Origin of the sequence: Vibrio hannami, assembly GCF_029589055.1 — a bacterium.
In the GTDB taxonomy this organism is placed as follows: Bacteria; Pseudomonadota; Gammaproteobacteria; order Enterobacterales; family Vibrionaceae; genus Vibrio; species Vibrio hannami.
In genome coordinates, this window is the sequence record NZ_JARQZP010000007.1 from 778,451 (window position 1) to 803,868 (window position 25,418).

The 25,418-nt window shown below is 43.0% G+C and carries 28 protein-coding genes; 10 read left to right on the plus strand and 18 right to left on the minus strand.

Annotated elements, in window-relative coordinates; translation table 11 throughout:
* Window positions 1-54: 54 nt before the first annotated feature.
* On the plus strand, window positions 55-861 hold the full coding sequence (locus P7F88_RS17985) for a Crp/Fnr family transcriptional regulator (RefSeq protein ID WP_277826947.1): 807 nt from the start codon (window positions 55-57) through the stop codon (window positions 859-861).
* Here P7F88_RS17985 and P7F88_RS17990 read toward each other — a convergent pair.
* Together P7F88_RS17990 and P7F88_RS17995 are read right to left on the minus strand one after the other, a co-directional pair.
* On the minus strand, window positions 800-1,303 hold the full coding sequence (locus tag P7F88_RS17990) for a hypothetical protein (protein ID WP_277826949.1): 504 nt from the start codon (window positions 1,301-1,303) through the stop codon (window positions 800-802). The two genes, P7F88_RS17985 and P7F88_RS17990, sit on opposite strands and share 62 nt — an antisense overlap.
* A complete protein-coding gene (locus tag P7F88_RS17995) occupies window positions 1,285-1,884 on the minus strand; it encodes a winged helix-turn-helix domain-containing protein (protein ID WP_277826951.1) in 600 nt (199 codons plus the stop codon). Before P7F88_RS17995 ends, P7F88_RS17990 begins: the two co-directional genes overlap by 19 nt.
* Before the next feature lie 64 nt (window positions 1,885-1,948).
* Here P7F88_RS17995 and P7F88_RS18000 point away from each other — a divergent pair, with 64 nt between their 5' ends.
* The 4 genes from P7F88_RS18000 (at window position 1,949) to P7F88_RS18015 (ending at window position 8,347) form a co-directional block, all read left to right on the plus strand.
* Complete coding sequence (locus P7F88_RS18000) at window positions 1,949-3,427, plus strand: extracellular solute-binding protein (protein WP_277826953.1); 1,479 nt, start codon at window positions 1,949-1,951, stop codon at window positions 3,425-3,427.
* The gene (locus P7F88_RS18005; RefSeq protein ID WP_277826955.1) at window positions 3,417-6,554 is read left to right on the plus strand and encodes a hybrid sensor histidine kinase/response regulator; all 3,138 of its coding nucleotides are present in this window, start codon (window positions 3,417-3,419) and stop codon (window positions 6,552-6,554) included. Before P7F88_RS18000 ends, P7F88_RS18005 begins: the two co-directional genes overlap by 11 nt.
* Window positions 6,555-6,582: 28 nt before the next feature.
* Window positions 6,583-7,752: a GGDEF domain-containing protein gene (locus tag P7F88_RS18010; protein WP_277826957.1), complete on the plus strand. Its 1,170-nt coding sequence runs from the start codon at window positions 6,583-6,585 to the stop codon at window positions 7,750-7,752.
* Window positions 7,753-7,846: 94 nt separating this feature from the next.
* Complete coding sequence (locus P7F88_RS18015; protein WP_277826959.1) at window positions 7,847-8,347, plus strand: hypothetical protein; 501 nt, start codon at window positions 7,847-7,849, stop codon at window positions 8,345-8,347.
* Window positions 8,348-8,365: 18 nt separating this feature from the next.
* Here P7F88_RS18015 and P7F88_RS26485 read toward each other — a convergent pair whose 3' ends face one another.
* From P7F88_RS26485 to P7F88_RS18085, 16 genes are all read right to left on the minus strand, one after another.
* Window positions 8,366-8,638: a GGDEF domain-containing protein gene (locus tag P7F88_RS26485; protein WP_422128565.1), complete on the minus strand. Its 273-nt coding sequence runs from the start codon at window positions 8,636-8,638 to the stop codon at window positions 8,366-8,368.
* On the minus strand, window positions 8,613-8,933 hold the full coding sequence (locus P7F88_RS18020; protein ID WP_277826961.1) for a GGDEF domain-containing protein: 321 nt from the start codon (window positions 8,931-8,933) through the stop codon (window positions 8,613-8,615). The genes P7F88_RS26485 and P7F88_RS18020 overlap by 26 nt, the downstream gene beginning before the upstream one ends.
* Window positions 8,934-8,941: 8 nt before the next feature.
* Window positions 8,942-9,532, minus strand: coding sequence for a hypothetical protein (locus P7F88_RS18025; RefSeq protein WP_277826963.1), 591 nt, complete (start codon window positions 9,530-9,532; stop codon window positions 8,942-8,944).
* A 198-nt stretch (window positions 9,533-9,730) separates the two neighbouring features.
* Entirely contained in the window at window positions 9,731-10,780 is a 1,050-nt protein-coding gene (locus tag P7F88_RS18030) for a polysaccharide lyase family 7 protein (RefSeq protein ID WP_277826965.1), read from the minus strand.
* A gap of 243 nt (window positions 10,781-11,023) precedes the next feature.
* Complete coding sequence (locus tag P7F88_RS18035; RefSeq protein WP_277826967.1) at window positions 11,024-11,527, minus strand: MBL fold metallo-hydrolase; 504 nt, start codon at window positions 11,525-11,527, stop codon at window positions 11,024-11,026.
* A complete protein-coding gene (locus P7F88_RS26490) occupies window positions 11,421-11,753 on the minus strand; it encodes an MBL fold metallo-hydrolase (RefSeq protein WP_422128192.1) in 333 nt (110 codons plus the stop codon). Before P7F88_RS26490 ends, P7F88_RS18035 begins: the two co-directional genes overlap by 107 nt.
* Window positions 11,754-11,941: 188 nt before the next feature.
* Window positions 11,942-12,967 carry an aldose epimerase family protein gene (locus tag P7F88_RS18040; RefSeq protein ID WP_277826969.1) on the minus strand — a complete coding sequence of 342 codons (1,026 nt, stop codon included), beginning with the start codon at window positions 12,965-12,967 and terminating at the stop codon, window positions 11,942-11,944.
* 58 nt (window positions 12,968-13,025) lie between these two features.
* Window positions 13,026-13,988, minus strand: a complete 963-nt coding sequence (locus P7F88_RS18045) for a D-2-hydroxyacid dehydrogenase (RefSeq protein WP_277826971.1) — start codon at window positions 13,986-13,988, stop codon at window positions 13,026-13,028.
* A gap of 32 nt (window positions 13,989-14,020) precedes the next feature.
* Entirely contained in the window at window positions 14,021-15,415 is a 1,395-nt protein-coding gene (locus P7F88_RS18050) for a tripartite tricarboxylate transporter permease (RefSeq protein WP_277829221.1), read from the minus strand.
* A complete protein-coding gene (locus tag P7F88_RS18055; RefSeq protein WP_277826973.1) occupies window positions 15,375-15,548 on the minus strand; it encodes a hypothetical protein in 174 nt (57 codons plus the stop codon). The genes P7F88_RS18050 and P7F88_RS18055 overlap by 41 nt, the downstream gene beginning before the upstream one ends.
* 46 nt (window positions 15,549-15,594) lie before the next feature.
* Window positions 15,595-16,428, minus strand: a complete 834-nt coding sequence (locus P7F88_RS18060; RefSeq protein ID WP_277826975.1) for a tripartite tricarboxylate transporter TctB family protein — start codon at window positions 16,426-16,428, stop codon at window positions 15,595-15,597.
* Window positions 16,429-16,515: 87 nt separating this feature from the next.
* On the minus strand, window positions 16,516-17,526 hold the full coding sequence (locus tag P7F88_RS18065) for a tripartite tricarboxylate transporter substrate binding protein (RefSeq protein WP_277826977.1): 1,011 nt from the start codon (window positions 17,524-17,526) through the stop codon (window positions 16,516-16,518).
* 83 nt (window positions 17,527-17,609) lie between these two features.
* A complete protein-coding gene (locus P7F88_RS18070) occupies window positions 17,610-18,578 on the minus strand; it encodes a sugar phosphate isomerase/epimerase family protein (protein WP_277826978.1) in 969 nt (322 codons plus the stop codon).
* Between the two features lie 64 nt (window positions 18,579-18,642).
* Window positions 18,643-19,608, minus strand: coding sequence for a transketolase family protein (locus P7F88_RS18075; RefSeq protein WP_277826980.1), 966 nt, complete (start codon window positions 19,606-19,608; stop codon window positions 18,643-18,645).
* A 24-nt stretch (window positions 19,609-19,632) separates the two neighbouring features.
* A complete protein-coding gene (locus P7F88_RS18080) occupies window positions 19,633-20,457 on the minus strand; it encodes a transketolase (RefSeq protein ID WP_277826982.1) in 825 nt (274 codons plus the stop codon).
* Window positions 20,458-20,521: 64 nt separating this feature from the next.
* Window positions 20,522-21,175 (minus strand): GntR family transcriptional regulator, encoded by a 654-nt coding sequence (locus tag P7F88_RS18085; RefSeq protein WP_277826984.1) that lies wholly within the window; start codon window positions 21,173-21,175, stop codon window positions 20,522-20,524.
* A gap of 437 nt (window positions 21,176-21,612) precedes the next feature.
* Here P7F88_RS18085 and P7F88_RS18090 point away from each other — a divergent pair, with 437 nt between their 5' ends.
* Genes P7F88_RS18090 through P7F88_RS18110 form a run of 5 tightly spaced genes read left to right on the plus strand, consistent with a single transcriptional unit; the run spans window position 21,613 to window position 25,360 of the window.
* Window positions 21,613-22,068, plus strand: coding sequence for an RpiB/LacA/LacB family sugar-phosphate isomerase (locus P7F88_RS18090; RefSeq protein ID WP_277826986.1), 456 nt, complete (start codon window positions 21,613-21,615; stop codon window positions 22,066-22,068).
* Between the two features lie 11 nt (window positions 22,069-22,079).
* The gene (locus P7F88_RS18095) at window positions 22,080-23,078 is read left to right on the plus strand and encodes a dihydroxyacetone kinase subunit DhaK (RefSeq protein ID WP_277826988.1); all 999 of its coding nucleotides are present in this window, start codon (window positions 22,080-22,082) and stop codon (window positions 23,076-23,078) included.
* 2 nt (window positions 23,079-23,080) lie between these two features.
* Window positions 23,081-23,716, plus strand: coding sequence for a dihydroxyacetone kinase subunit DhaL (gene dhaL / locus P7F88_RS18100; protein WP_277826990.1), 636 nt, complete (start codon window positions 23,081-23,083; stop codon window positions 23,714-23,716).
* Window positions 23,713-24,501 carry a triose-phosphate isomerase gene (locus tag P7F88_RS18105; RefSeq protein WP_277826992.1) on the plus strand — a complete coding sequence of 263 codons (789 nt, stop codon included), beginning with the start codon at window positions 23,713-23,715 and terminating at the stop codon, window positions 24,499-24,501. Before dhaL ends, P7F88_RS18105 begins: the two co-directional genes overlap by 4 nt.
* 10 nt (window positions 24,502-24,511) lie before the next feature.
* Window positions 24,512-25,360: a sugar phosphate isomerase/epimerase family protein gene (locus tag P7F88_RS18110; RefSeq protein WP_277826994.1), complete on the plus strand. Its 849-nt coding sequence runs from the start codon at window positions 24,512-24,514 to the stop codon at window positions 25,358-25,360.
* Window positions 25,361-25,418 lie beyond the last annotated feature (58 nt).

Sequence of the window (25,418 nt, forward strand, 5' to 3'; positions counted from 1 at the left end):
ATTGTTAGCTGGAATAAGCTGGTATTACCTTAAAGCAGTAGAAAAAAGGATTTTATGGCTACGTTCAATAGTGAGTCTTCTGGTACAGATATTGTTTGGCCTTGTTCTGTAACACAAAAAAGTAAAAACAAACTTATAGCTTTGGCGAAAGTACAAAAACTAAAAGAACACCAGTCATTTCATCGTACTTCGCTCGACTATTCAGTGATCTATGTTCAGTCAGGCTATCTAAACTTATTTATTCCATCAGAAGAGATGGAAAGCATTATTGGTAGTGTTGTCCAATCCGGACAGTGGTGTACAACGGAATTGCCTTCTTTTCCACATAACCCTTTAAATATAGCCGCCTTAAACGACGCAGAAATATTGGTTTTTGAAGGAGAGAAAATAAAAAAACTAATTGAAGGTGTTCCGGAAGTTAACATGTGGCTATCTAACTGTCGTAATCAATGTTCTCAGCGGTTACTACATAGTAGCTTTCTGGCAAAAAAAGATAAAACTGCTCTTCTTGCACATGTTTTATGTTCATTATGCTCAAGTGAGAGAAACAAAACGAATACCATTTCAATTTCTCAAAATCAACTAAGTGATTTATTAGGGTTACGCAGACAAAGCATAAATGAATTATTGCAAGTTTTTCAATTCAACAAGTTAATAAAACTTGGGCGGTGCAAAATTGATGTATGTAATCTAAAGCACCTTAACGAAGTCGCAGAAAGTAAACGGAAGTTAAGTATTGTTAAGCCACGCAAGCATGGTTGTGAGAATGGCTCTGAAAAATCTGGTTTTGAACCATTCACTACCGAAGAGCATCAATCGCATTGCCTGTTGCCAGGTGAAAAATTGCAGCCTGATTATTAGGACTTAGCCTGATAAGCAGAATCTTATCTTTATCTGGATAAGTTTTGTATTGATAGAGCGCGAACATATCAGAGGAATGCAGGTAGCCCAGGTTACTGAACCAGTGTTCCTGGTCGATATCCGGAGAGGGCGACGCGTCACTTAAGTCGCAGCTTGAATAATAGGCGAAAAGTAATGATTTAAATGGCACTTTGAGAAAGTGCATATTGCAATAAAAACCGACGTTAGGTTGATCTGGGAAGCGAGAGAATGAGCGCATCATCCCATTTTCTATCGTGACGTCCTGAACTTCTTTGGCACGTTGAGCATTTGGAAGTTGGTACTGTACTTCTATCTGACCGACAGCTTGCACCGTCCAGGAACGATAGATGCTGTATAGCAACACTGAAATGTTCATGGCAAGAACAACAAGAGTGATAACGGTTAGTTTAGAGAAGCGCATAGTTCGGAATTACTTTGGCATAGAGATTCGATATCAGGTTGATCGCTTGTAGAAATCACGGAGATATCAAACAGGATAAGAGCAAACAGCAATATAAGAACGAGCACTTTCGAAGCGCTTAGGCGGTCATGCTTTAGAGAGGGTTGAGTCACAACATCCGGAACAGCGTTTGAAGGGGTATCTGTATAGGGTTGGTCTTCTTGATTCGGGTTGATGTCTGAATCCTGGATTACAGACACCAGACTTGTTTCTAATCGATAGCCAGTGCCTCGAATAGCCTCAAGTTGATACGGCTCTGTTAGACAAAAAAGTCGGCGTATTTTGGACACCATATTGTTTACAACTTGAGAGCTGACAACTTGATTTGGCCAGCACGCCTGAGCGTAATCGGCGTGTTTGACTACCTCTCCAGCATGCTGACAGAGGTAAAGGGTTAATGCGATTTCCCGGTGACTCAGTTTATGTCTGATATCACCTTTGACGATGACCTCAGTATCAAGGTCAATAACCCAGCCGTTTAAAGAGTAGATAGCGGACATACAACAATAAAGCTCAACATTATTAGGAAGTTTTGAGGGCATAAAAACTATGCGTAGTAACAGTATCTTTCAACCATACCTTTGTCTAGGAATTGTATGCTGTCTGTTGGCTTTCACCCCTTGTTCGGTGAAATCTCAATCAATCAACGTCAATAATTTTGTTCAGGAGCAACTGCAAACAGTTCCCTCACAATTTCAGCTATCAGATATACCAGAAATCGCTAATAAAAAGCCTTTGCGGGTAGTTGTCGAAAAAGGTTTGGGCTCTAGCCTGTTACTCCCTTATGTCGTACCTAACTTCGAGCGCTTTACAGGAATCAAGGTCGAGATTGTTGAAATGACCCTAGAGCAGATGGGGGCATATCAGCTTAACTCATTACAGAATTTAGAAAGCAAATACGACCTCGTTACTGTAGAAGGATCCTGGGTTAGTAGCTGGGCTGATCAGGGCTTGTTATTACCGATGGCCACCTTGGCTAGAACATTCGATACACCGAACAATCTGGCTGACCATATTAGCTATATCTATCCGTCGTTGGTCGAATTATTAACCTATCGCAGTGAGTTATATGCCTTGCCGTATACCAACTACACCATGGTCAGTCACTACCGAAGAGATCTGTTTAACCACCCTGATGAACAGGCAAGCTTTGAAGCGCAGTACGGTTACATATTGGCTCCTCCGGCAAATAAAAAGCAGCTGATTGATGTAGCAAAATTCTTTACACGTTCTAAAGGGGAAAAGCTTGCGGGAGAAGTGTTAACAGAAGACTTTTTTGGTGTTTCTCTGATGGCAGGTTACGAGCCACATATTGGTGACGAATTTTCCTCATTGCTTTGGGGGTTTGATGGAAGTTGGTTGTCTCCGATTTATGATGCTGACAGCGGTAACATCAATGGATTCCAGGTAAATAACCAAAATGATGCCTTTATTCAGACCAGTGATACCTATCTAAAACTGCTTGAATATGCTCCACCCCAAGCGATCAACTCTTCCTGGAATGAGGCGAGTATCCAATTTTCGACAGGTAAAACTGCGTTATTTCCTTTTGCATACAACAATCTATGGAGCCTGAACGCTAAAGTTGAAGAGCTAATTCCCAATGCCGAAATTGCAGCTTCGCATGTACCATTAGGAAAGCCTTATTTTGGTGCTTACGGCATGTCTGTTCCTATAGATGCACCAAACCCAGAAGGTGCATACTGGTTATTGCGATACATCACATCTTTTGAAGGGCAGCTTGCGAGTGCTGTTTACTCCGGTTCGCCATGCCGCAGTGATGTGGTGACCTTACCTGTTTTCCAGAAACAGAAAATGCACAGAATAAGTGGTTCATTCAGCCAAGTGCACAAAGCGATGATGAGCTGGAGAGGAGAACTCCAGAACAAAGGGCATTACACCAGTATTGCTATGCAGCACATATACAACGAATTGAAAGAGGCAAGTTATGCTGTTGCTTCACGACGTCTGAAGCCTGAGTTTGCTTTAATTCAGTTAAACAAAAAAATTGGTACGCTCCAGAACCTTTATGGACGCCACCCAATGATATTGTCACCTTTGGAAGCATATCCTAATGAAAATTAATGTTCAGCATCAGCTGTTATTCGGTTTCCTCACCATCACGCTGGTGTCATCGATAGTTGCTTATATTAATTATGAATCTCTTCATAGGCTATCCCATAACTTAGAAGACCTTACCGGTGACAAAATTGGCATGCTTGAGTCTGCTTTATATGTCCAGACTGCTGCTGATCACATCATACGTAGTAAGGCTAACCTTGATCAGGAAAACGTTACGCAGTTACCCGCCCGATTTAAGATCAAATGGAATCTGATACGGGAAAACATCAATGCCATCCCTGTTCCAGTACTAAAAAACGCGGAACTAGATTCCGATTCAATTACAAAGGGAATTGACCTCTATTTAGCCGATATATCAGAGGTAGAGGGGCTGCTGGATGCCCGGCATATGATTTTGGAAGAAGAACACGCTTTGCTCTTGAAGCTAGATAAACTAGAGCCTGCGATTATTGAGACGATTAATGAAATTCAGGCTTATTTTGATTCTGCAGGTGTAGTAGACAGTCCACTCTACATGTCATCTATGGTTCAGGTTAAAAAGGTAAGGGACGTTTTCCACGATATGCCAATTATGGCGCAGCTCAACCAGGTGACCTATAACCTCAACTCTTTATACCAGGTTATGTTGAGGGTTATCTCTGCCACAACCGACGAGGAGTTGATTAAATTGCAGCTCCAAATAGCCGAACTCAAACATCTGCTAGATGATCACTTCGCGATTATCGGAGAACATCATTTAGCTGATAATCTGGAAGGCGCATTTAAAGAACTGCTGCCCTTTGTTGCAGGTAAAAGGGCTTTGCTTCAACTAAAACGTCGTAAATTGCGTTTTTCCGGTTTGATTGAGCTGAAATTACGTAGTCACCTAGCCAGTGCAGAAGACTTATCACCTCGAGCTCATGCACTGGTGACACAAATAAAGGAAGATATTTCCAATTCTGCAGCAGAGATGAATGTGCGATCGCAAAACGCCAGCATGTCTATCGTCTTGTCTACTCTAGGGTCGTTACTTTTCTCTTTTATTATTGTTTATGGGTTTATTGGTAAACGTATTGCCGGGCCAATCAGGCAAACATCAACTGCGATGCTGGACATTGTGCAGGGCAGAAATGCAATTCCTTTGGATCAGAAACGAGATGATGAAATTGGTGATATGGCGAGGGCGTTGGACGTACTTTCTACCTATGTCCATAGAACGAAAGAAGCTGAGCACGCAAAAGATCAGCAACAGATGTTGCTTAACACTATTCTTGACTCGATCAATGCTTTGATTCTTGTGCGCTCATCAGATAGAGAAGTCATCCTTGCCAATAATTATTGTCAGCGAGTTGATGGCTGGCAAGATTTGGATTGTCATCCAAACCGCTGTGATTGTGATAAAGATAATGTTGAACCATGTCAGTTTAGGGAGTTTGAAGAATCACTGACCCTCGACAATGGGCGAAAACATGACTATCTGACTCAACTTGTGCCCTTGGTCTCAGAATCCGGTAAATGCCAAGGAATGATTCGGCTTTCTACCAATATAAGCCAGCAAAAGAGTTATGAACAAAAACTTGCTATAGCAAAAAGTCAGGCAGAAGCCAGTACGCAGGCAAAATCAGACTTTCTGGCAACCATGAGCCACGAAATCAGAACGCCGCTGAACGGTGTGTTGGGTACGATAGAGATGCTTAGCCTAACGGATATGAACTTTCAGCAGCGCGAGTATATGAGTACCATTAATGAATCTAGCCAGTCTCTGCTCTCTATCATTAACGATATCCTCGACTTCTCAAAAATTGAAGCTGGCAAGATGGACATCGAGCCAGTTGCAGCAAAAATACGTGGTGTTGTAGAAGGGGTTGCTCAATTGCACACCTCGAATCTTAAAAAGTCTGGTGTCGACATACGTCTATATATCTCGCCCCTGCTTTCAGAGCAATTGGTGGTTGATGACGTTCGGCTACGTCAGATAGTAGGAAATCTGGTAAGCAATGCCGTTAAGTTTACAAAACGAGGGTATATTGCAATCGAAGTTGATGTTATCTCTGATACCAGTATGACTCAATCGATCTCGATAGCAGTATCTGACTCGGGAATAGGAATCTCTGAGGAGACTAAAGAGCGGCTATTTGAGCACTTTACTCAGGCGCAAGTTTCAACCACAAGGGAGTATGGTGGGACTGGTCTGGGGCTAGCCATTTGTCATCGACTGTGTGAATTGATGAGTATCAAACTCGATGTTGAGAGTGAGCCCAATGTTGGAAGTAAATTTATTCTGACTATGGAACTGGCAAAAGTGGGTTCTAGTCTGAAACTGCGAAATAACCGAAACCTACCTATCTATACGGTAGGGGCACACACACCAACCTTAGACTGCGTTATCCGATACCTTGATGAACTTAACCTTGACTATGCTGTTATTCCAGAGAGTGAAGGATTGGAAAAGCTGTCAACGTTCACTGCTGACCATGGACTGTTCATTATTGACTTTAGTGCTCTGGAGTTGCTCAATCACAAGACAGAGAAAGAGCTTGAAGATTGGCTTAACGGATTAGAAGCGCGAATTCTGGTATTGCATCCAAATCGTACTCTGTGGACCGAGACTCAGACATTTGTTGTTAACAATCCATTGAAATCTTCGTTGTTCATGCAGGCTCTTAAGGTGCATCTTCAATCCGAAAGGTCTGAGTTAACAGACGAGCATGAATTACCACAAGCGTTAGCCACCGATGATTTGTCCGAATTCCATATTCTTGTTGCAGAAGACAATCCGGTGAACCAAAAGCTTATTGCGAATCAGTTAAATCACTTCAACCTATCGCACAGCATGGTTGATAACGGACAAGAAGCCCTGTTGGCCTTGATCAGTTCCTGGAATGATCCAGAGGCACAACAATTCGATGCTGTTTTAACCGACTGCCATATGCCTCTAATAGATGGCTATCAACTTGCCGCAGAAATTCGAAACAACGAAAAACCTGGGACCCGAATACCGATAATCGCTCTTACGGCAAATGCGTTAGTAGGTGAGAGCAAGAAGTGTCTTGAGGTCGGCATGGATGACTTTTTGTCTAAACCCGTCAAGCTTCTTCATTTTAACGCTGTATTGAGTAAATGGTTGAGAAAGGGTTCTGCCAGAATATGAAAAAAATCAAAAAACACGGGCCTTTATTATGAATTTTATATTGCCAACACTCCAATCAACGCCCGATGTTGATGAAGCAAGTCGCGATGAACTGATGTTCTTGTCAAGCCGTGATATTGCTAGGAGATCGATAACGGGTGTTTTTAATTATTTGTTGATTTGGTTTGCTCTAATATTTAGTTCAAGTTTGTGGAGTGCTGCTCCTGAACTTAGCTTATTTTTGACCTGCTTTTATGTCGTACTTGCTTGTATACGTCTTCCATTTATATTCAAGTTTGAACTTATCTATCAAAACTATCCTGGCTTATGGCGTAATGGATTTCCGTTAGTTATTTTATTACCAGCGTTAATGTGGGGATTACTTTGTGCACTGTGTTTTGCGTTGCCCGAGTTAGAGCCATATTCGCTTTATATTATTATTTCGACAGCAGGTATCGCTGGGGGAGGCATTGCCGCATTTGTACCCTCACGGTTTCTTACGATTGGGTTATTGACCTGTTTTCTAGTCCCTTCATTTATAACGTTAATAGTGATCAAATATGAGAATGTCGCTTTAACACTAGTGTTTATTATTTATTGGATAGGGATGTATTCGGTGACACGCGAACAGCATAAGCAATACTGGACAGGTCTTAAAGACTCATTGTTTATAAAAAACCATGCGAAAGAGTTAGAAAGACTGAATAGTATTGACGAATTAAGTGGGTTAAAAAACAAGAGCTTCTTTAATAAATCTTTGTCCCAACATACCAAGCTCACTGCTCGTTCAAACGCTCCATTAGCTGTGATGTTGTTGGATATTGATAACTTTAAGCTTATCAATGATAAGTATGGCCATTTAGTTGGGGATGTGAGCATCCATAAATTAGGTGAAGTGTTAAAAACGATAATTAAAAGAGATACAGATGTTGTTGCTCGTTTCGGAGGCGACGAGTTTGCCATTATTTTGCCGGGTCAGGATAAACGACAATGCCTTGAGTTAGGCGAGCGTATTTGCAAAACAGTGGCATCGCTAAACACTAGTGCATCTAATGAACTTAAAACGGTGATATTTACGGTTAGTATAGGCATTTGCTATAGCACACCCAAAGCAAATACTCATTTTAATGAGTTAATTGCGCAAGCTGATCACGCATTATATGAAGCAAAACGTCAGGGTAAAAATAGGGTAGTAGCAGTAGAATTTTTTGATGATTGACGTGATTTGCTGGTGCTGTTTTGTTAATAGTTTTTCATTGTCTTGACCTTTGCCTGATAATGGCGTGCTAGTTTTATGCTCCTTTGGTTAAATAGTGTTCATATGGGCAATGCTAAAACTCGCGAACGAAACTGTGTGGAAATATCGGCTGCTGCTTTTGGCTATTACGTTTGGTATCAGCACGTCTGTTTTTGCATGTGATACTAAAGCTCCTGACATGGGGGGCTTAGTTACAACCGTTGAAATGCGTGAATGCGACCCTGTAACGGACAGTTCTGAGCTATTTTGGACTTACGATCTCGATGAGCTTGGATACATCGGTGACACGGATTATTGGGCGCATTGGAGCGGACATTTGGTTGATAATCCAGTGTTAACTGGTGGCGATGAAATAAGTCATTTTGGGCTAGGCCTCTGGCAGCCAAATGAAGAAGAGTCAATAGCAGATATGACCTATGTCGAGTGGTTACGAAGCCATGGTTTGCAATTTAGTCTTGGTTTTGGCGAGCCGGGAAAGCCAAGGTTCCGATTCGATTATCAGTGGCATGAAATGATTAACGATCACGTGTCTTTTCAGGTTGAAGTACCATTTTGATTAGCTGACTATACAGGGTCATCTAACGCTTACAACCTCGACTCGATTTCGACCCATTTCTTTTGCTTTATACAAGGCCTCATCGGCACGGAATAGAGTTGACTCAAAATGTTCATTACCGTGCAAGCGGGCAATACCAAAGCTAGCCGTCACCTTTAGCTCCATGTCTCTACAGAAAACTTCATCTTGTATTATGGATTTCAGTTTTTCTGACAGTTTGCGCGCGTTTTTTATGTCTATATGAGGGGCGATAATTAAGAACTCTTCACCTCCAAAACGAAATAATGAGATCCTCTTTACGTAAGTTTTTTCTTAGCAGGGTAGCAAGACTCGATAAAACCATGTCTCCGGTTGAGTGCCCTAACGTGTCATTTATTCGTTTAAAGTGGTCAATGTCCAACATGATAAATGTTAGTGGAAAACCATTTCTGTATGCCTTAGATACCTCTATCGGTGCAAGTTCATTCAGTGCTCTTCTGTTGTAGGTTTGAGTTAGTTCATCCTGCCGAGCCTGGTTTATAAGCCTATTTTCCAACCTGGTACTTATCATCCACATTAAGCCAAAACTACTGGTCACGATTAGCATATTCATGACTATGAAGGCAATTTGATGAACGCCCCGGCCGACATAAAGCTTTTAAAGTTACCTTGTTCCAATGACCAAAGCGCACGAAATATAAAAAAGGCGGTTGAAAAAACAAAGGGTAGTGCCGTCATCCATTTTGCAATCAACAACTCTTTTTGTTTTCCTCTGAACAAACATGAAGCGCAAATGGCTGATTGAATCGCCATAATTGTGTTGATCCAGATAAGCCTTTGAGATATCGAAGGTTCAAAGTATGTGTAGTAGATGAACGCTATACTCATAGCAACTAGCATCGCTGAGCCAAACATACTGAGCTTACCTGATAAACCTCTGAATCTTTCTAGACCGAAACTAAGAAGCACGTAACCGAGCACAATGAGAATGTTTGCAATGACAATAGACATGTAGTCGGGGACTATGCCCCGAAGGGTCAGTAGCAAGAATCCGATCCCTAAACTAATAAGCCCAAAAGCAAAATGTCTTATGCCATTAAAGCTGCTTTGCATAAAAGCAACGAACACGAGCCCCGCACCAAATACAAAAGAATAGAGCACAGTTAAGAAAGACAAGGTCCTAATATCAAGCTGAAATAAATCCACTCTTCCCCCGCGAATGGTCTAACGTTGCTGACACCGTAAGATATAGATTCTTACTTTGGAGTACTGGTTAAGTATCGGATAAGAATCGTGAATTTGCGAATTGAAGCTTAGGAATGATGAGTTTGTTTATATGAGGGAGTGTTCAGAAGTTAACCATCCACTATCTGTAGATAGTGGATGGTTGATTGTGCGCCGAAATTATTTGCCGTTAAGCTTAAGTGCAGAGAAGGTTACTTTGTTGTAGTCGCCATTCTTTTTATCGATAGCGAAATCACCTGTACCAGCACATCCAGGGCCCCAAATAGCGTGTTTTTCCTGAGCGCTACATTGTCCGTATGCACCAGCTTTAAAGTAGAAGTCATCTTCTGCATAACCGGTTGCGAAGTCTTTCTCATCAACCGCTTTGCTTAGGTCGATTTCATATTTCACTGTGTCGTGTCGCTCGGTCTCGAAGGTTAGATACATCATGGTATCTTTTACTTCTACTTTATAGCTAAATTCTTCGCCTAGCGCGATGCCTGCTTTTCCAGGTTCAGCTGGGTTTTCCCATGTGTTGCCCCAAACCGGGTAAGCGATATCAGCGCGATCTGGATCGGCTTTAGCTAGGTTACGTTCATAGTTCCAGAAAACGGAGCCGTATTGGTGACCAGGGAACTTTTTGTAAAAAATCTTAAGCGGCTCGTTACCGTGACCATAACCCGTTCCCGCTTTTATCTGGTCGTTATGCTTTTTAGCGTGAATCTGGCCAACAACTACAGAGTGTGCTGGGTATTTTTCCGGATACTTAGCGTTAATGGATACGTGATCAACTTTTAGAGTCGCTTCTAGGGTGCCACCAATAGCGCTGTAACTTTTTGCATCTGGGTGGCTCGAAAGTGCCCATTGATTCAGTTTTGAATCGGTAAGAATATTGTCGAAGTTTGCACCACGAGGCATTTGGCGCAATTCAGAACGGGCGTTCTTTGAGTTTTTAGTCGTAATAGCCTTGTTGTGAACCTGGAAAACCAGATGTCCATCCTCATTTAGGTAGAAGAAGTCTTCATGCGAATAGCTCAACATTGCAACACCTTCGATTTCATCAACTTTACCGTCTTCGTTGATATCCGAAGGGATAGTGATCTTCCAGTTGCGCATATCGAACTTATCCGCAGGAACAGGATAAGAAACACCGTTATTAGTGACATCAGCGAGAGTCGTTAAAGGTAGAGAAAGCAGAATTGAACCCGCAATAACACTTAGTTTTTTCATTTTACATTTCCGTTTTATGTATTATTGTCATACATAATATTTGCGCAGGAATGAATTTGAAGGCGATAAAACTTGATGTGTTTACGAGATCACGTTTTTAGCTATACTCTCTCTAAATAATTGGCAGTGCTTAACACTATTGAAGGTTAATTAGGACAATACAATGACTGTTGAAAGGGTGTTACTGAATGTGTTTTATGGTCTTATTATTTAATATCATAAGACCAGTTATGGCTGTTGTTCTTAAGTGAGTTCGATAACTAATCCATCGTAGGAAACAAACATCTTTTCTGTCTGTTTTGCATGTCTGGTGATTTGGTCGATTTCTTCATCCCAACAGTGATAAAGGCCGAGTGATTTTACATTGGCCTGTTCTACTAGAGTTTTACAGCCGTAAAAATCACCATGAGAGGAACCTTCTTCTAGTGGGGCGAAACAAGCACATTCCTGGAAAGCGATATCCGCCCCTTGCATCAGGGCTATGCTATCTGCGGTTGGCCTGCCATCTCCGCTATAAAAAAGATGATGTCCGTCTGTGTGAATGGATATGGCACGGTTCGGCATTTCATGTTGGGTAAAAGCGGTGTTTATTTCCCAGTTATTCCAGGTAAAACTGTCCGAGATCTCTTGCCAAATTATTTCAAAACATAAGGTGGTTTGAGGCCAGTTGGCAAAAGAGGTCAGGAACTCCAGAGAGCTTTGTTGTCCTCTTTGACAAAAAATAGTGAGTGGTTTGAGTGCGGCCAAAGCTTTTCCAGTTATTCAGCAGTGCTGAGATTCCAGCGCAGTGATCAGGGTGGATGTGGGTGAAAAAGATAGCGTCTATGTCGTTAACTCCCACTTCTTTCTTTAATAAAGCTCTAGGTATAGTGGGTCCACAATCGATAAGTAGTTGGTGTCCCGACTGGCCACTGATCAGTACTGAAGAGGTGTTGCTGTTTTTAGCGTATGCGCTGCCGCTTCCAAAGGACATCGATTTTCATGATAATAGGCCAGATGTTGTTATGGTCAAAAAAAGTGAATTCATATACTGACAGAGAAGTGTGTCATTTTACCGCAAAAGGTCAACAGACCCTAAGTTAGTGAAGCGGTTGTTAGACATGTATTTGTTGAAAAAAAGCTCCCCGAAATTCGTTGGGTATTTCGGGGAGAGGGCCACCCTCAGCCAAAATCATACACGATGGTATGTTCGTAGGTTTTAGATTTGTCGATTACTGTGCAAGGGAAATTGGGAGTGTTTACACCATTAACGAACCCCTTAGGCTCAAGGCATAAACCTGCATATCTTTCATACAATGTATCTGCTTTACCTTTTACGCCATCAAGGTTGTGTCCGTTATAAAAGTGCAGTGTACTTTCATTAGAGTAAACTGACAGGCAACGGCCACCGCCTTCAACTTTTGCCATCAGCTTCAGACCATCATTGTCCGGGATAACATAGGAATGGTTGATCTCCGCACCACTTTTTACGCCTTCTTCTAACGTAGTTGGACGTAAGAAACAGATGCCGGAATCAGCAGTATCCAAAATATTGCCGCTCGGGATACGATCCTCTTTCTGCTCCAGATATTTGTCGGCATAGATAGTGAGTTTATGGTCTTTGATGGAACCAGTGTCGTGACCAAACAGATTGAAGTAGCTATGAGCTGTCATACTGATTGGTGTCGGACCATCGGCTACCGCTTTATAGCTTAACTCCAGACGGTTGCTGTTGGTCAAAGTGTAGGTTGCCAGAACTTCAACATTGTTCTGAAAGCCTTCTTCACCGTCTGCATCCAGAAGTTTAAGGGTCAACGAAACTTCACTATCTGTTTTAGAGGTATTTACCGCTTTCCACACCCTCTTGTGGTAGCCGAATCTCCCGCCGTGTACACAGTGTCTGCCATCGTAAGCATTGCCATTAACCTTAATCGTCAGGTCGTCTTGCTTGAATGATGCATTTTCTATACGGTTAGCGACTCTTCCGATCATTGCGCCAAAGTAGTGATTATCTTTGGCATAATCACCGATAGAATCAAAACCCAGAACGATATCTTCGATTTTTCCGTTGTTGTCAGGAACAAAAAGATGGCTGACGATTCCGCCAAGCTCAAGGACAGAGACTGACATTCCGTTATCGTTGGTCAATACGAATCTATTGACATCCTGATTATAAAAGATGCCATATGAATATTTTTCAATGAGCATATTGCTATCCCAGTGTCAGGGCGTGTTAATTCCGCTGAACTAACACACCCTGGATCAGTTACACGGTGTTTTGTGGTTTACCGTTGATAAAGGACTTCACGTTGTCAGCCACCATATTCATAATGCGCATACGGGCATCTAGAGTCGCCCAGGCGATATGTGGAGTGATAACGCAGTTGTCTGCTTTAAGTAGAGGATTGTCTGCCTGTGGTGGCTCCTGCCACAATGTATCTAGAGCTGCTCCAGCGATATCACCAGCATTGAGCGCTTCAGCAAGGTCTTCTTCAACCACCAGTTGACCGCGAGAGGTATTGATTAAGAATGCTTCTGACTTCATCAATTCCAGCTTTTCCTTATTGATCATGTTGATCGTCGCCGGAAGAGCAGGGCAGTGAAGTGATATGAAGTCTGCTTCGGATAACACTGTATCAAGGTCTTTCATTTCATGAGCGTATGAAGGGAATGATTTTGCGTAGTCATCGTGTGCAATCACCTTCATTTTAAACGCCGACGCAATTTCACCGACTCTCTGACCGATATTACCAAAGCCAACAATACCGATGGTTTTTCCTGCTAGCTCGATTTGTGGATTTAACCAGTATGTCCAGTCGATGTTATTGGTCCAGCCAAGCTCATCTCGTACATTATCGCTGTTCAATCCCACATTTCGTGCCAACTGCATGACATGAGCAAATACCATCTCAGCAACCGTATCAGTACCGTATACAGGTACATTCATTACCGGGATGCCTTTTTGTCTGGCGTAATCAACGTCAACAACATTGTACCCGGTTGCAAGTACAGCGATACATTCCAGTTCAGGACAGGCATCTATTACTTCCTGAGTAATAGGTGTCTTGTTTGTCAGAATTACATTGGCAGCGCTTGCGCGCTCAATAACCTGTTCGGTACTCTCTGTTGAGCGGTCATAGCAGGTGAACTCACCCAGTTCTGAGATCGGATCCCAGGGGTTGTCCCCTGGGTTCAGAGTATAACCATCAAGGCATACAATTGTTTTCATATACTATTTTCTCCTGTGCTCGCGACGTTTTTCTAGGACGTCGCTAGCCGATTTTTTACGCTGGAAAACAGATTCTTTATGGCCCGGTTAACGAACGGAATCTGACTACAGATGATCATTACAATGATGCAAACAAGTACTAGTGAGATTGGTCGCTCAATCATTGGCATCAGGCTACCACCTGTGGTCTTAAGACCAGTACGTAGTGATGTATCTGCCATTGGTCCTAGAATTACACCGATCACCAGTGGAGCAATAGGCACGTGCAGCTTCATAAAGAAGTACGAGATAATGCCAATAACACCCATTAGGTAAAGGTTAAATACTCGCATACCCAGTGCGAAAGAACCGATAACACACAATACCGCGATCAGAGGCATAAACAGTGTCTGAGGGATACGAAGAATATGAACCACCTGCTTAGATAGGATCATGCCACATACCCACATCGCCAGTGCCGCAGCAAACAGGATAGCCGTTACTTCGGGGATAAAGTCTGGGTTAGATTTCAGGAGCATTGGGCCAGGTGCAACGTTGTGAAGCATCAGTGCGCCAAGTAGCATTACTGCTGGTGGTGAACCCGGGATACCAAGACTCAGTAGCGGAATCATTGCACCACCAACACAAGCCTGGTTCGCAACCGAAGTCGAGATAACGCCTTCAGGAGCACCTTTACCAAAGGTTTCTGGTTTTTTGCTTGTCTTACGAGCAATACCATAAGCTACCCACGCTGCGATATCTTCACCGATACCTGGTACGGCACCGATACCCACACCAGTTACCGCAGAGCTACCGATAAGCTTGGAGTTTTTGAACATGGTTTTCATGTCTGGCAGAAGTTTACCGATGGACTTGGCGTTCATCGACTTCATCTTCATCTTCGATTCCAGAACCGACATGATTTGTGGAATACCAAAGGCGCCAATCAGTACAGGAACAACATCGATGCCATTGTCTAGATCATGCATGCCCATAGTGAAGCGAGGGTACATTTGCATGTGATCCTGTCCGATAGTCGACAGCCAGATACCAAACAGGCCCGCAATCCAACCTTTGATCGCCAGTTCAGGCGATGTCAGGCTACCACTAATCAGAATACCGAATAGAGCCAGCAAGAAGTACTCGTATGACGTGAACTGAAGTGCTGCCTTTGCGATCATTGGCGATAGCAGAGCAACGAACACCATACCTATTGCGGAACCAATCAGTGAAGAGGTGGTTGCAAGACCAAATGCGCGACCCGTTTGACCCTTTTGTGCCATTGCAGCCATCCATCGCGTTGCAGCGGAAGCCGCTGTGCCCGGAATGTTTAACAGGATAGAGGTGTACATCCCGCCATACACACCACCAACGTAGATTGATAGCAGTGCAAGTAATGCTGTCTGGTTATCCAGACCATAAGTTAATGTTGTCAGTAGTGCTACCACCAAGCGTGGCTGTCAGACCCGGCATCGCACCAAATATAATCCCCAGAAAAGTACTGCCCGCCAGAATCAGAATCAGTAGAGGGGATGTGAAAATATGCAGGAACATATTTCCGAATACAGATAAAATTTCCATATGCTAATCCCTTTAAAACGCATCTTCGAGCTCAGAGAGCTGCTCGTCAGAAAGATCTCATTGCTTCCGTTTCAGTACCAGTATTGATGTAGTTGTAGTAGGTATAGTTAAACACCTGTTCAACCACGATGCCTTCTTTAGGTAACGGCACCAACAGGAAGTAGCGGAAGATTGGGCACAATGCCGCAGGGAAAACGATAGCAATGATCGTCAGCTTACGAACTTTACGAGCCAGCTCTGAACTTGTTTTCTTTGCGCTGCTGAACATAGCAAGGAACAGCACTGCCATAGTGACAACAAGAATCATATCTGTAGTAAAAGCGTATCCAGCGTTAATTGTTGCGTCGATTCCGCTCAGGAACACCGCTAGAGAAAGAGCAATTGCGCTGTAGTAGATTTTCAGTAGCTTTCTGGTGATAGAATCATCGTCCAGATAATAGATACCGATATAAAGTAAAAGGAACGTCGCTGAAGCAAGGAAGAAATCGTACCAGGTAATCAAAACGTAGATGTAACTGATGATTCCACCTGCAGAGACAAGAAAACTGTTTGGGTTAATCTCTTTAAAATATTTAAAGAACTTTTCGCGACCTTGTTCATGCTTGCTCTGAACAAACACTGACAGGCCAGCCGCAAATAAAGAGCAGCCAATAACTAGTGGTAAAAGCCCCGGTGATTCATACCATTCGGTAGTGATACCACCAACGGTTCCGGAAAATGGCATTGTAAGAGAAGTAGCAACAACACCGATGGAAAACACCATCACGACAAGGGAAAATGCAAAGTCCCACCCATGCATCTTTTCCTGTTCTATGGCTTCGGCCAAGGCTTTGCTATCGTCAGATAACTCTTCCTTAGTGTGCACGGTATTACTAGACATCCTGACCCCCGTAATACATAGATAACATGAAAAACAACTTGGTAATCAGGGCCATTACCAAAGCCCTGACTACCTTTTACTTACTGACTATGGGCGTGGAATACCTAGTGACTCAGGGTTAACCTTAGCCGCTTCCAGTTCCCAAAGTGTCCAACTGAATAGTGATTCCAGACGAGCCATACGTTCGTTAGCTTTCTTGCCGTACTCACCAACTACCTGGTAGTGGTTTTCTTTCGCGTATGTCTTGATGTCGTCACTCGCCATCGCACTTGCAAATGCCTTAGCTACTTTCACTTTGATGTCTTTCGGTGTTTCTTTCTTCATAGCGAAACCGATAGCCTGTGAAATAGGAAGGTATTTATTCAGTGCTGGGTAAGTCTCTAGACCAGAAGGAATAGTGATTTCACCCACAGTGAAAGGCTTCTCTGTAAGCGTTGCCAGTGCTTTAAAGTCACCAGACTGGATAAGCTGGTTTTGCTCTGCAACTGAAGTGATTACAACGTCAACTTCACCACTAAGTGCTGCATTCTGGCTGCGAGAAGAACCAGGGTAAGGGATGAAATTCATTTCACCGTCAATACCTTTTGCAAACGCCAGGTAGTTGATGTGGTGTAGCGAACCTGCAGAACCCGCACCTACGCGTAGTTTGTTAGGGTTTTCTTTGATGTAAGCAACAAGCTCTTCAATAGTGTTGAAAGGAGAGCTCTGAGATACTGAAATCACGTCTGGAGAGCTTGCTACGATAAAGTAATCAAACACATCCATGCGATTTTCCCAGCCACCCATAACTGCTGCAGTTACGTTTGATTCAGATAAGCCAACAAATGTATAGCCATCTGCTTTTGCACCGTAACCTTCCAGTAGGCCTACAGAACCAGATACACCACCAGGTTTGTTAATAACGTTGATGTTAGTACCCAGATACTTTGCCATTGAAGCAGTAGCAACACGGTTGATTACGTCCGTACCACCGCCTGCTGACCAGGTGACAATATCCGTGATGTTGCGGCTAGGGTAGCGATCATCTGCTAATGAGACATTAGACATCAGAGAAATTGCTGCAATAGCCGCACCGGCAAGTAATGTTCTTCGTTTCATGTTATATACCTTTTTTCCACTGTGCTTAAAGCACTTCATTTAAGTTAACATTTTGTTGTTGTGTAAGTCGTAGGGGGTGGTCACTAAAACTTCATAAAGTAACCTTGAAGATCTGCCCAAATGTCCATGTATTCCTTCTTGCGCAGACTTTCTTCAAAATTCGACATACCAATTTCGTCAATACGAGCTGAAATGCGGTTTGTCATGTTCACGTTCGCTTCAAACATCTTCACAATGTCCCAGCGAGTAGGGGAGGTATCAGAAGTCAGCCAACCTTGATAGTTGAATTTCTTCAGATAGAAAATGAACTCAATGTATTGCATCAGGCTGCGGCTACCACAGAAGTAGTCCCAGTCCCACTTACCATCGTTGTCATTGATGTGGATGTAGTACTTAACGTCCTGAGAGTTCAGAAGCGCCAATTCTTCAGCAGGGTTGTTGTCACCGTAAAGTGAGTGACCATAGTCAAGAGTAACGCCGATATTAGGGTTACCAATGTCTTTAATAAGGCAGATGGTCTTCGCCGCATCATCAAGGTAACAACGACCACGAACTTCGTTTGGTTTGTACTCTATAAATAGAGGGATTTCTGGCTTGTACTCACCTGCTGCTGCGAACGTTTCACACAGGCGTTGCCATGTCTCGATGTAGTCAGCCTGGAAAGAGAACTCATAACCGTCACTTAGAGGGCAGCACTGAACTTTGTCTGCGCCTACTGCTTCAGCGTAGTCCTTTGCTTCCTTGATAAACTGAACTGCACGTTCCCGAACCACTTTATCTGGTGAAGTCAGGCCGCCGGATTTAAATTCAGGCTCAACTTTCACGTTTACGTTGATACATGCGACTTTGATGTCGTATTTCGCCAAAAGTAGCTTAACTTCAGCCAGGTTGTCGAAGTTAACTTCGTAAGGATAGATAAGCTCAGCACCTGTCATTCCTTCGATCATTCGTAGTGTCTGGAACTTCTGCTCCAGTGTTTTTGGCTCGTTATATTCAGAAAAACGATCCTTTGTTTGCCCCAAAAATGGGGTGATTACAGCATGTTTAAACATAAAGTCTCCCTGCAGCCTGCCGTCTGGTAGGCCGATATATCTCTGTTTAGCGATTTAATTTGTGTTAGGCGGTAGCTTCTGGAGTGACAAGCATCTCACTGGCTGAATCGATGATGTGCTTCGCCGATAAGCCATATTTATCCAGTAGCAACGGATACGCACCAGATTCTGCGAATGTGTCGTCCAGGCCAAGGTTATCGAATTTCGCTGTGATACCATCTTTCGCCATGCGGGTAGCGATTTCGTATGCCATGCCATTTCGTTTCTGATGTCCTTCAGCAACAATGACGCGGCCTGTCTTTTTGATAGAAGCGCTGATGGTATCCCAGTCCAGAGGTTTCACACTGTATGCATCGATAACTTCGACACTGACACCGGAAGCTTCGAGCTCCTTCGCAGCTTCAACAGCCTGGAACAAGATGTCACCATAGGACACGATAGTTAGGTCACTACCTTTAGAAAGTACGTTACTTCCGCCACACTTAAAGGTTGCGGTTTCATCGTATAACTCGTAGTAAGAGTCACGCATCAGGCGGCAATAAACAGGGCCTTTGGTTTCCATTGTTACGTCGAACAGGGCACGAGTAGAGGCAGTATCACAAGGCGCGAATACATGCATGTTAGGAAGAGTACTCATCAATGCCATATCTTCTGATGCCTGGTGAGTAACACCATCTATAGCAGCGGTGGTACCACCGTGTGAAGACATCAGTTTCACATTCAGATTCGGATAACAGATAAAGCTTCGAACGCTTTCCAGTGCTCGCATAGTCAAGAACACTCCGTAACCGGCAACGATAACCGGGCGACCATTAGCTGCCATACCTGAAGCCGAAGCCATCATGCCAAATTCAGCGATACCCATCTGGAAATAGCGTTCAGGGTACTTTTCATTAAACAGATATGAGTTGGTTGAATAGCCGATATCTGCTTCAAAAACGGTAAAATCAGTATTGATTTCTCCGTACTCAACCATACGTTCAGCAAAGGCTAATCGAGTCGGTTTTTTTGATTTCACTAGCTCTTTCATAATATTTACCAATAATTATCTTGTTTAAGCCACTAACTCTGCGCGTGCTGCTTCGTACTCTTCAGTAGAAGGCGCTTTACCGTGCCAGTTACGAACGTCTTCCATAAAGCTAACACCTTTACCTTTAACCGTATTTGCTACGATACAGGTAGGTTTACCTTTGAATTCTCGCGCTGATTTAAGAGCGTCCAGGATCTGTTCAATGTCATGGCCATCAATGGTGAGTACATTCCAGCCAAACGACTTAAACTTATCTTCAATGCTGAATAGCGGCATGATTTGATCACTGGTGCCATCCATCTGAAGGTTGTTCTTGTCAACAAAGAACACTAGGTTGTCCAGCTCGTACTTAGCGGCTGCCATAGCGGTTTCCCAAACTACGCCTTCGTTAAGCTCGCCATCACCTAAAACGGAGTAAACTCTTCTTCCGTCATTTGTCATTTTGCCTTCTAAAGCCATACCTGTAGCCGCAGCACAACCGTGACCCAGAGAACCAGTCGTGGTATCGATTCCTGGGGTGCTCTTCATATCAGGGTGACCCTGCAGGATCGAGCTGATTTGACGCAGTGTGTTGAGGTGTTCTTTATCAAAGTATCCAAGTTGCGACAGACAAGCGTACCAAACCGGACATGCGTGTCCTTTGGATAGTACGAATCGGTCACGATTCTCTTTTCGTGGATCCATTGGGTCCAGGTTCTTCATTTCTGAAAAATAAAGTGTGGTTACTATTTCTGCTGCTGAGAATGAACCACCAATATGTCCAGATTGGGCTTTATAAACCATGTCTAAAATATCGGTACGGATATTTCGGGCGAGCTCATAAAGCTCTGCTACACTTTTTTTAGGCATAGCAGTGCCTCCTTAACTAAATAAGTGAATTTACAAAATGTGTTTTTTAATTAGTTATCTAAAGTTAACTATCAAGGAAATGATAATTATCTAAAAATTCGATAAATTGTTTTGATACTTCTTTCCAGTGCGATAAGTGCATTTCTCTCGCTCCTGTTGCGTCTCTATTCTCAATCGCGTCGACTAATCTATTGTGCTCTTCGATTGAGTCCCATGGTAAAGGTCTGAGTTTTATAACAATATCTTTGCAGCGCTTGTTTTGCTCATTATATTTTCTGGCTGTTTCTATTAATCTAGAATTTCCAGTATATTCAAATATTGTCTCGTGAAACTCTCTGTCGTGTTCAGCCCATTGAAAAATATCTTTATTTTCAAGAGCTACCTGCATTAAAGATGTATATTCTCTTAACTTATTTATCTGATCTTCAGTTAGAGTATGTTGAATACACAATTCAATTGCCGTTACTTCCAAATGCGCTATCAGTTCGTATAGCTCTTCAACATCCCTTCTTGACATTGCACAGATTCTTAGACCGTGTCTTGGGTGAAGTTTAATCAGTCCATCTTCCTGAAGTCGAAGTAGGGCTTCTCGAACTGGTGTTCGGCTAAAGCCACAAATTTCTACGGCGTCTTCTACTAGTAATTGTTCGTTGATTCTAAATTTATTCTCTAGAATCATGGACTTAAGTGTTCCGTAAGCTTGTTCTGATAACTTCATTTTTCTTTCTACCTACATCCGTATGAGTGTGCTTATTACCTCTATTATAGCCCTAGGCCATGTGTCTTCTGCTAATCATACGCTAATAAATTTTTTAATTTATTCGTTAAGTTGAGGAGATTATAGATTAGCCAATCACTTTTAAATTTGAAGTTAATCACGCTAATAAACGTTTTTATAATAAATATTAACGTACAAAAAAAGTACGTTAATATTTTAAATAGATCTTATAATTATCAAATGTAATTAATTATCTGTTATTAATTTAATTATTACTGGATCTATTGTGTATATTATTAACTTACGTATTTTTTAATGTATAAAATAAAATATATTTCGTGATAAACCTCAAATAGCTGCTCTTTTTAATTGTCCTAAATAATTAAATTAATCTAGTTTAATTAACGAATCGTTATATTAACAAGGGCGAGATGATCATGAATATAGCTATTGGCTGTGATGATGCAGCTGTTGAAATGAAAGAAACTTTAAAAAACTACTTATCTTCTTTAGGTTACGAATATACAGATTACAGTGATGCTGTAGATGGCGAATCTAATTTATATGCAGATGTCGCGGAAAGAGTTGCTCGCGCAGTTGCAGATAATAAGCATGAAAGAGGAATGCTTATTTGTGGCACCGGAATAGGTGTATCAATTATGGCAAACAAGGTTCCCGGAATTAGAGCGGCGCTTTGTCATGACGTTTTTTCTGCTGTTAGAGCGAGAAAAAGTAATGGCGCACAGATTATCACCATGGGTGCCAGAGTTATCGGTCCTGAACTGGCAAAAACCATTTTAAAAGCATGGATGGAAGCTGAGCAGATCGATGAGTCATCCCTGCCAAAAGTAGAAAGAATCATGCAGTTAGAAAGCGCAATACAAGCTAGTTAACGAGGTGAACAATGAGAAAGCCAAAGAAATTAATTAATAATCCGGATGCAGTAGCCAAAGAACAGTTTGATGGATTTATGGTAGCCGCACCACATATGGAACAAGTGGGTTCGGTGACGGCAGCCATCCGTAAAGATTTTAATCCAGCTAAAGTGGCTATCGTAACTGGTGGTGGTGCAGGCCATGAACCTATGTACGGCGGTTATGTTGGTGAAGGTCTTGCTGATGCGGTTGCTGTTGGTGATGTCTTTGCTGCACCTTCTCCAGACATTATTACCGATGCTTGTAATGCGTTGAACCCGGAAAACGGTGTGATATTCGTATACGGCAACTATGCTGGTGACAATATGAACTTCGATATCGCAGCTGAGTTACTCGAAGATGACGATATTAAGAGTCACACAGTTAGAATCAATGATGACGTTATCTCCGCGCCAAAAGAGAATGAAGTTGAGCGACGTGGTATCGCAGGTGCTTTGTTTGTACTAAAAGCAGCAGGTGCAGCAGCCCAGTTGTACGCAGAGTTCGACGATGTTGTTGCTGCAACAGAGAAAGCGCTGAAAAACACAGCATCAGTTGGTCTGGCGCTAGGCCCATGTGCTATTCCAAGAAATGAAAGCTTCAACTTTGATATCGCAGACGACGAACTGGAAATCGGTATGGGGCTTCATGGCGAGCCAGGTGTAGGTAAATCGAAATTATCGACAACCGATGAAACGGTACCTCAGCTAATGGATAGATTGGTTGAAGAGTTGGAGCTGGAATCTGGTGACAACGTTTGTGTCCTGGTTAACAACCTTGGTTCTTCTACCCAGATGGAATTGTTGATTGCTAATCGCGCGGTAAGCAATTACCTGGCTGAAAAAGGTATTGGTATTCACGACAGCCTGGTGGGTGGATATTGCACATCGCTGGAAATGTCTGGTTACTCTATTTCGTTGTTTAAACTCGATGACCAGCTTACCCGTCTTTACGACAACCCATGTCACTCTTTCGCTCTAAGGAAATAACAATGAACACACGTGAAACAATTGAAATGATGCAACTGGTCGCTAAAGGAATGGTCGCGAGCGAACCAATGTTAACTAAGTATGATCAGACTATTGGTGATGGTGACCATGGTTTGGGTATAGAGCGTGGTTTTAGCAATGTAGTAGCGTTGCTCGACGACAACTTTTCGGCAAGTGATGTCGGCGATGCGATGGTAAAAATCGGTACAAAACTTATGTCGACAATGGGTGGTGCTTCTGGTGCGATCTTCGGGACGCTTTTCAGAGCAGGCGGCAAAGCGATTAAAGGTGAAGAGCAACTAACGACTGAAGTGCTTGCCAGATTTTTAGAAGCGGGCCTAGAGGGTATCTCCAAGCGAGGCGGTGCAAGTGAAGGCGCTAAGACCATGATAGACGCACTTGCGCCAGCAGTCAGAAAAGCACAGGAACTCAGCAGTGTTGAGTTTGATGAAGCAATCGTGGGCGTGACAGAAGCGGCAGAAAACGGCGTGGAAAAAACCAAAGATATGATTGCGACAACAGGTAAAGCAAAAACCCTTGGTGAACGCTCACTTGGTCATCCAGATCCGGGTGCAATATCAATGTCTCTAATTCTGAAGTTTATGGCTGAGTACTGTCATTCAAAGGTAGCAGCATGAAAACATCCAGCGGTAAAAAACTATGGATCGGTTCTAGCTGGAAAATGAACAAGACCTCTTCAGAGGTGGAGAGGTTTTGTGAGCAAATTCTACCAGTACTGAACGATTTGCCTGATCAAATCCAGAGCTTTCTGATCCCGCCATTTCCTTACGCACAGAAAGTTGCTCAGGAGCTAGAAAGCGTAACAACCCGTATTGGTGTTCAGAATATCTGCTGGGCAGAGTCAGGGCCTTTCACGGGTGAAGTCTCTTGTGCGATGGCAAAAGATATCGGTGCGAGTATTGTTGAGATTGGTCACTCAGAGCGCCGTTACTGGTTCGGTGAAACCGACGATACGGTAAACAAAAAGGTCAGGGCTACGCTCGACAGCGGGCTAAGTCCACTCGTTTGTGTTGGTGATACAGCCGATGAAAAACAGTGGGGTGTGTCGGTAGAGTCGATTGTTCGTCAGGTTAAAATCGCGCTTTACGGTATAGAAAAAGTTGAGCTTGGGCGTGTGTTAGTTGCCTATGAACCTGTATGGGCAATTGGCGAGAACGGTATTCCGGCAACACCTCATGAAGCAGAAGAGGGGCTGAAAGCTATTTATGATGCGCTTGTGTCCGTGTATGGAGAACTTGATGCAAACAAAGTAACGCTTCTCTATGGAGGAAGTGTTCATCAAGATAACGCAGAGGAGCTTATTCAACAGCCGACCATCGATGGGTTGTTTATCGGTCGTGCAGCCTGGCAACCGGAGGGCTATGCCGAAATTTTGTCAATCGCTTCCCGATATACTAGCTAGGAGGTGCAGTGTGAAAGATAACTTTTCCATCAGTACGGTCGCATACTCCGGTTATCCTATCGATCAGGCACTTGATTCGATAAGTTCACTGGGTGTGAAAAACATTGAGTTGGCATTGATTCAGGGGGCTGTTCATGGACTGGATGAAGATGGTATCTCTGAGGAGTATGTTCGTTATATTCGCAGGTTATTGCTTGAAAGAGGCATGCGTTGTACCTCTTTAGCAGCTCATTGCGATATGAATCTGGATAACTGTGAATCGTTGCTGCTAAAACGAGTCCAGTTAACCAATATGCTCGATTGTCCCAGGTTGATTTTGTATGCGCCAAGAGATTGCAATCTGTCTGACTTTCAGAGTAAAGCTCAGAGTGCGATTCGTGCAGCAGAGGGTTTCAGCATCCAAATTCTCATTGAGAATGTTGGCGACCAGAAGCCTTATATGCTCAATGACTCTGATGACTTTGAGGTAGTGAAAGGTGAGTGTAAATCAGCAGCCTTAGGTATCAACTTTGACCCGGGCAACCTTGCTTCACATCGTCCAGAAAATGACCTGTTGTTCGACAGTATAAGAAGTCTCAAGTCGGCAGAACATATCCATATCAAAGATCTTCATCTTGATGGAGAAGATTATCACTTCTGCGCGATAGGTGAGGGGATATGTGAATATCCGGCTCTGTTTGAATACGCTTTAATAAACAACGAGATGCCGTTCTTTAGCATTGAAGCGCCATTTTCATTGATTCGAAAAAGGGATGGCAGCGCAGTTCTCAAGCCCGTATCTGAAGTACCTTCTTTAGCAGAGATAGAAGATAAGTTGGGTCGGTCGGTACAGGTAATAGAAGAGTGTTTCAGCTTTTAGTGTTTGCACGCTTGATTAAAAATAATCCTGTGTATCAGTGATAGCCCGATACACAGGA

Coding starts and splice junctions, on each gene's coding strand:
- P7F88_RS17985 (WP_277826947.1), top strand. CDS start 55: ATGGCTACGTTCAATAGTGAGTCTTCTGGTACAGATATTGTTTGGCCT.
- P7F88_RS17990 (WP_277826949.1), bottom strand. CDS start 1,303: ATGCGCTTCTCTAAACTAACCGTTATCACTCTTGTTGTTCTTGCCATG.
- P7F88_RS17995 (WP_277826951.1), bottom strand. CDS start 1,884: ATGCCCTCAAAACTTCCTAATAATGTTGAGCTTTATTGTTGTATGTCC.
- P7F88_RS18005 (WP_277826955.1), top strand. CDS start 3,417: ATGAAAATTAATGTTCAGCATCAGCTGTTATTCGGTTTCCTCACCATC.
- P7F88_RS18010 (WP_277826957.1), top strand. CDS start 6,583: ATGAATTTTATATTGCCAACACTCCAATCAACGCCCGATGTTGATGAA.
- P7F88_RS18020 (WP_277826961.1), bottom strand. CDS start 8,933: ATGCTAATCGTGACCAGTAGTTTTGGCTTAATGTGGATGATAAGTACC.
- P7F88_RS18030 (WP_277826965.1), bottom strand. CDS start 10,780: ATGAAAAAACTAAGTGTTATTGCGGGTTCAATTCTGCTTTCTCTACCT.
- P7F88_RS26490 (WP_422128192.1), bottom strand. CDS start 11,753: ATGTCCTTTGGAAGCGGCAGCGCATACGCTAAAAACAGCAACACCTCT.
- P7F88_RS18040 (WP_277826969.1), bottom strand. CDS start 12,967: ATGCTCATTGAAAAATATTCATATGGCATCTTTTATAATCAGGATGTC.
- P7F88_RS18045 (WP_277826971.1), bottom strand. CDS start 13,988: ATGAAAACAATTGTATGCCTTGATGGTTATACTCTGAACCCAGGGGAC.
- P7F88_RS18055 (WP_277826973.1), bottom strand. CDS start 15,548: ATGGAAATTTTATCTGTATTCGGAAATATGTTCCTGCATATTTTCACA.
- P7F88_RS18060 (WP_277826975.1), bottom strand. CDS start 16,428: ATGTCTAGTAATACCGTGCACACTAAGGAAGAGTTATCTGACGATAGC.
- P7F88_RS18065 (WP_277826977.1), bottom strand. CDS start 17,526: ATGAAACGAAGAACATTACTTGCCGGTGCGGCTATTGCAGCAATTTCT.
- P7F88_RS18070 (WP_277826978.1), bottom strand. CDS start 18,578: ATGTTTAAACATGCTGTAATCACCCCATTTTTGGGGCAAACAAAGGAT.
- P7F88_RS18075 (WP_277826980.1), bottom strand. CDS start 19,608: ATGAAAGAGCTAGTGAAATCAAAAAAACCGACTCGATTAGCCTTTGCT.
- P7F88_RS18080 (WP_277826982.1), bottom strand. CDS start 20,457: ATGCCTAAAAAAAGTGTAGCAGAGCTTTATGAGCTCGCCCGAAATATC.
- P7F88_RS18085 (WP_277826984.1), bottom strand. CDS start 21,175: ATGAAGTTATCAGAACAAGCTTACGGAACACTTAAGTCCATGATTCTA.
- P7F88_RS18090 (WP_277826986.1), top strand. CDS start 21,613: ATGAATATAGCTATTGGCTGTGATGATGCAGCTGTTGAAATGAAAGAA.
- P7F88_RS18095 (WP_277826988.1), top strand. CDS start 22,080: ATGAGAAAGCCAAAGAAATTAATTAATAATCCGGATGCAGTAGCCAAA.
- dhaL (WP_277826990.1), top strand. CDS start 23,081: ATGAACACACGTGAAACAATTGAAATGATGCAACTGGTCGCTAAAGGA.
- P7F88_RS18105 (WP_277826992.1), top strand. CDS start 23,713: ATGAAAACATCCAGCGGTAAAAAACTATGGATCGGTTCTAGCTGGAAA.